Here is a 5,201-nt window from a genome sequence, read left to right on the forward strand (position 1 = left end):
ATGATCAAATAAAACGAATCAATACACGAATCAATACACGAAAAAATGTCATAGATTGGGGTGGATTTAGCTAAAACCTAAACTAACAGTTACCATTTTTAAATATATTAGTTAGATCAAGTCTTAGCTAAAAAATACTCAATTTTTACAAATCAATTATAGTTGCATACCCAGAAGAACAAGCGAGAATACAGCTAGTATCGGTTGACATAAAAAAGCCAGTACTACTTCCTCCTACCCACCCTCCACCATAGCCAGAAGTACTAGCTAAACTTGACAAAGGATTACATGAGTCAGGATTTGAATCTGAGTTAGGGTCTTCTTCATATACATTTTCGCTATAATCATATCCACCAAGAATCTTTGTTTTATCTCCAGGATTATCTAGATTGATACCGTTGACTGAATCTATAATCCCTTCACCCATTTTACCCAAGTCGCCAACGTCAGCATGTCCAGTATTTCTATAATTTTGATACTGTTGGACGATTGAACCCGCTCTCGTCGCTTGACTTGCTGAATATCCCATACGTTGGGCCGCAGCTCCATAAAACCAATTACCAAATCCTTCAGAAGACATATAATTTGGATTATTTTTTAAATCATATGGTGCACCTGGTCCAAACTGAGCAGCCATATATGATGCTTTAAGCATATTTCTATATGCAACATTTGGAATCCCATCAAATGCAGATTTAGCAGCATCAAATTTATTTAAACTAGCATTTATATCGAAATTAGTTGGTTTACCTGCTGGGGGTTCTTGTGCTTCAGTGCATACTTCTGTCGCGCTTACTTTGCTACTTAACAAGGACAAGAATAAGAATAAGAATATATAATTAATGTTCTTCATCACAAATCCCTCGTTTGCAAGTGCCACCTTGATTCCCAGTTGAATTACTTGTATCTACAACATTTTCATTTGAAATAAATACCTGTATGGAATCATTTACATCATTATAAGAAATTTGTAGATTCTTATTAGAGTCCAGATTACTCAAAGGTTTATATACAAAAGCTACATCTCTGTCAGTAGAATTCAATGAGATGATATTGACTCCTTCTCCATTTGAATTACTTTCAGATATATAAGTACTATTACCATTTTTTATATCATAAAGCTTAATATTATTAGTGACCTTATCTTTTGAAAAAGTCACTATATCAATTTGAGTGTTTGGTTGAAGATTATAAAAAGAAAAACAATTAGAGTAACCATAGAACTTACTAAGCTCTATCTCCACAGACTTATTCTTTTCTAATTTTGAACATTCTATTTGAGTTGCGGAGCTAGAAAATGATAGAGAAAAGCAAAATGCTATTACACCTAGTTTGAGTAGATTTTGAAACATAAAAAGTCCCTTTAAGTAAATTGAAACAAAAAAATAACATATTAAGTATTAGATCGTCAAATGTAATGGTTATACAGGGGGCTGAATCTGCACGGCTAGCGAATTTTAATTCCAGACTCCAACAGGGTTGAGCGATAATCATCGTCTAACCCTGCCATTTTCTTTTTCCTCGCGATGCTAGCTGATTTGTATCATCTCGCTTAAGTAAAACCATGGCAATTTTACGCATCACATTAAATACCTGTGGGCCTTGTTGTTTCCGTATTATCTACTCATATTCACTGAAAGCCATATCTAACATCTAATGCATGCTTTCAACCTGCCAATGACTTCGTACTGCATTGAGCGCTTGCGCTGCATTTTGGGCTAATGAACTGATATATCAACGTGTTTCTATCGTATCTGTACCCGTTGATTTATCATGAACTTGCGATGTAACCTGAATAACACTCCGCAAGCCTGACATCTGTAAGGTTTAGCGAGCCAGTCTTTGTTTATCAATAACTGTTGGCAAGTTCTTGTTTCAATACGTCCATGTCCAGCGTTCATTTCAATGTGCTCATCCATGTTATTTTCATCAAAACCTTCTCGTTGACTTTTATGCCACCAAGCTTCTAATTCATCCTGCATGCCTGAGTGAGTGCCTTTAAGTGCGAAAATATAATCAGCCTTTTGCTTGATAGTTTGTTTCGCAATGCTTTGCTGGCATCCCATTGCAGCAAGCGTGATGATGCTGTTTTCAATATCTAACATCGCGAGTAACTCAGGTATTGCCGTTATTTCATTCGTTTTATTATCAACAGCGGTTTGCCCTAGTACTAATTGGTGCTGGCAACTTCATGCACTCACGGTATGCAATGCCGTTTTTCGGTCTTGTGTAGTAAATGAGCGTCGTGCAGTCATTCCATCAATGGCAATAATATCAGCGCCTGTCGTTTCTATCAGAGGTGAAATTCAAGGCTGAAAGGCTTTTTCTATTTCATTTGATTTTAATCGACAAATAACACGGGCGATGGTGTCATGCTTTGGTATACCACCAGGGAAAGTACCGTATTTTTTAGCCAATCAAGCTTAAGGTGATCAAAGTCCTCAATATCCTCCCCCCCCTCGGCCTCAGAGAGTACTGCACAGATAGCGAGTAGAAGAATATCGATGAGTTGATGTTTTTTACAACGTTCAATACGAGGATCTGTAATTGAATTAAAATGTGTCAGAAAAGTCGTACTCATTGTCATTTACTAAGGAAACTATTATTCCTTGATCAGATAATGAGTTATTCAATGTGAAAAAACACAAGTCAGGAATAAAATCATTACCGCCCCTAAGCCTGCGAGCATACTGTCTAAAAGCATCGGCAGTGCTGAAACGTTTGCCGCTATTGTCACCGCTAAATACGTGAACGCATTACCACTGTATCGCCAGGTTGATATTTTAAACCACTCAGGAATTGATATAAGCAGAGGCACACTCGTAAATTGGTGTCTACAGCTAGATGATAAAGTCCAAGCCATTATCGATGCAATGAAGGATAAGCTTCCTGAGCGAAAACTCATTTGTGCCGATGAAACAACTGTACAATCCCTTCGAGAAGAAGACAGAAAAGCCGAAACTAAGTCGTACATGTAGGTTTACCGCAGTGGTGAATTTACAGAAAACCCTGCGGTTATTACGACTATCAACCGAATCGTGCAGCCGCCTGTGTAAAGGATTTCCTAACGGGATACTCAGTCTACCTCCTGACCGATGGCTACAGTGCTTACAATGCGCTTGAGCAGGTAACTCAAGCCGCTTGTATGGCACATGCCAGACGTAAATTTACCGATGCACAAAAAATATCCCCCTCAAAAAAAGCAGGCAAACCCGAAAAAGCACTGAGTTATATTGCCAAACTTTACGGCATAGAAAAGCGGGCAAAATACTTAACCGCACAAGCGCGTCAACAGCAAAGAAAGCAACAAGCCGAACCTATCCTTAATGAGTTTTACAATTGGTTAAACAGCCAACATATTTTACCTAAAGGGGCATTAGGTAAAGCCATTAGTTACACCTTAAATCAATGGCCAAAATTACTGACCTATCTTGAAGATGGGGATATCAGTATTGATAATAATGTGACAGAGCGGGATATCCGGCCGTTTACCACAGGGCGAAAAAACTGGATGTTCTCGACGTCGGTGGGGGGGCTAAAGCCAGTGCGAATTTATACAGCCTAGTGATGAACTGCCGTGCCAATGATTTGAATCCCTACTACTATTTCCGTCATCTATTTACGGAATTACCCAAGCGTGCACCATCAGATGAACTGTCTAATTTGCTGCCGTGGAATGATGATTTAGGTGAAGCAGAATAACCTTCACTAGTTAATTGACCGCTTACCAATTAAAGGCTAATCAGGGTTGGGCAATAACATTTATCACAAAAAAATGTTGTCGTTCCCAACAATCAAAATCGAGACAAGACAACAGCTTGGAGTCGATATTTGAGCATTTAAATGCTTAAGGTCCAGTCTATTAGTACGCTATCACTTCATGAATGATTGGAAGTGATTCAGTATTGAAATAATTCATAGTGTTCAAAAAACACACACTAATGCGGTTGCCCTGGCTATGTATATAGTATTACCCTAAGATATCACTATAAAATATTAGCAGAAAAATACTATGAGAAAACTTACTGGGATTGTTTTATTTACCTTGATTGCTATTTATATAATATTTGTTATGTTTACAGATAAACATTTATACATTTATAGTTTTGATAACTACAAAATATTTGATGTGGCATTAAATTTATGTTTATTTATATTTGTATTGATTAGTTTTATTTTATTGAAAGTGAAAGTTAAATCATGGGCTTTTGTTGTCGGTTTTATTTTGGCTTGTTACCACATATCCGATTTCATTTCGTATAGTCATAAATATAAGGCTGTTTATAAAGCAAACGATAATAGCACTATTGTATTAAGAAGCTATAACGCTGGTGCGTTAGGGAGTGGATTGGTTAATGTTGTAGTTTATCAAAAAAACGGGTTGTTATTAGAACCAAAATCTATAGGATCATATGAACACGTTAGAAATGGTGAAATAACAAAGCATGGTGACTGTTGCATAAAAATTTCTATGATAAATTATGATAATGAAAAGTTCGAGGATATAATAATCTTGGATTAAAAACAGAATACTATCCTGTCTCTTGATCAGATCTCATAAGCTTTCGCCATCAACAATCATTTCTTTCGCGACTCGATAGCCTACAACATGAGACAGTAATGTACCCCAAACTGCCGATTAGCTTGCGAAGAACCATGATGATAAATCACATAGTTAATAAGTAAGCGGTTAATTAACCCCACATACCAATAATACTCACGCTTTAATATAGTGCCTTTTTCACCGGAGGTACTATGAACCAAGAACAAAAGCGCGCCCATTGGGTATCAATTGTTGAACAACAAAAACAAAGCCAGCTATCCATTAAGCAATTCTGTACAGACAGCGGCATCAGTTATCAAACCTTCTACTATTGGTCTAAGCGGCTGCGCGTTCCTGACGCCATGCAAACCTTGCACCCCATCATTGTCGATGAACATGAATATACGCAAGCTCTGTCGGTGAACATTACCTTTACCAACGGTATTCGCGCTGAATTTCCTGCTACGCTGAGCCAAGCTCAAATTAGACATTGGGTTGCTGCATTGCTATGACACCGACCGGTAATGTGTACCTAGTATCAGGTGTCACCGACATGCGAAAGTCTATTGATGGATTATCATTAATTCTTAATTATAGTATCTAGGTGCCGTTCCGATTTGTCAGACTATGGGTACAGTTTATGTCAAAGTATGGTTAT

4 protein-coding genes and 2 pseudogenes are annotated in these 5,201 nt (G+C 37.6%); 3 read left to right on the top strand and 3 right to left on the bottom strand.

From position 1 onward, the window contains the following. Window positions 1-145: 145 nt before the first annotated feature. The 3 genes and pseudogenes from IEY42_RS21610 to IEY42_RS21620 form a co-directional block, all read right to left on the bottom strand. Window positions 146-853: a polymorphic toxin type 44 domain-containing protein gene (locus IEY42_RS21610; RefSeq protein WP_188923245.1), complete on the bottom strand. Its 708-nt coding sequence runs from the start codon at window positions 851-853 to the stop codon at window positions 146-148. Next, window positions 840-1,352, bottom strand: a complete 513-nt coding sequence (locus IEY42_RS21615) for a hypothetical protein (protein ID WP_124732279.1) — start codon at window positions 1,350-1,352, stop codon at window positions 840-842. The genes IEY42_RS21610 and IEY42_RS21615 overlap by 14 nt, the downstream gene beginning before the upstream one ends. 95 nt (window positions 1,353-1,447) lie before the next feature. Continuing rightward, a pseudogene (locus IEY42_RS21620) lies at window positions 1,448-2,581 on the bottom strand (ISAs1 family transposase). 49 nt (window positions 2,582-2,630) lie between these two features. Here IEY42_RS21620 and tnpC point away from each other — a divergent pair. The 3 genes and pseudogenes from tnpC to tnpA form a co-directional block, all read left to right on the top strand. Next, window positions 2,631-3,702: pseudogene (gene tnpC / locus IEY42_RS21625) on the top strand (IS66 family transposase); the annotation flags it as partial. Between the two features lie 310 nt (window positions 3,703-4,012). Further along, window positions 4,013-4,522 carry a hypothetical protein gene (locus IEY42_RS21630; protein ID WP_124732280.1) on the top strand — a complete coding sequence of 170 codons (510 nt, stop codon included), beginning with the start codon at window positions 4,013-4,015 and terminating at the stop codon, window positions 4,520-4,522. A gap of 233 nt (window positions 4,523-4,755) precedes the next feature. Next, on the top strand, window positions 4,756-5,055 hold the full coding sequence (gene tnpA, locus IEY42_RS21635) for an IS66 family insertion sequence element accessory protein TnpA (RefSeq protein WP_188923244.1): 300 nt from the start codon (window positions 4,756-4,758) through the stop codon (window positions 5,053-5,055). Window positions 5,056-5,201: the final 146 nt, after the last annotated feature.

Source organism: Shewanella algicola (assembly GCF_014648035.1).
Taxonomy (GTDB): domain Bacteria; phylum Pseudomonadota; class Gammaproteobacteria; order Enterobacterales; family Shewanellaceae; genus Shewanella; species Shewanella algicola.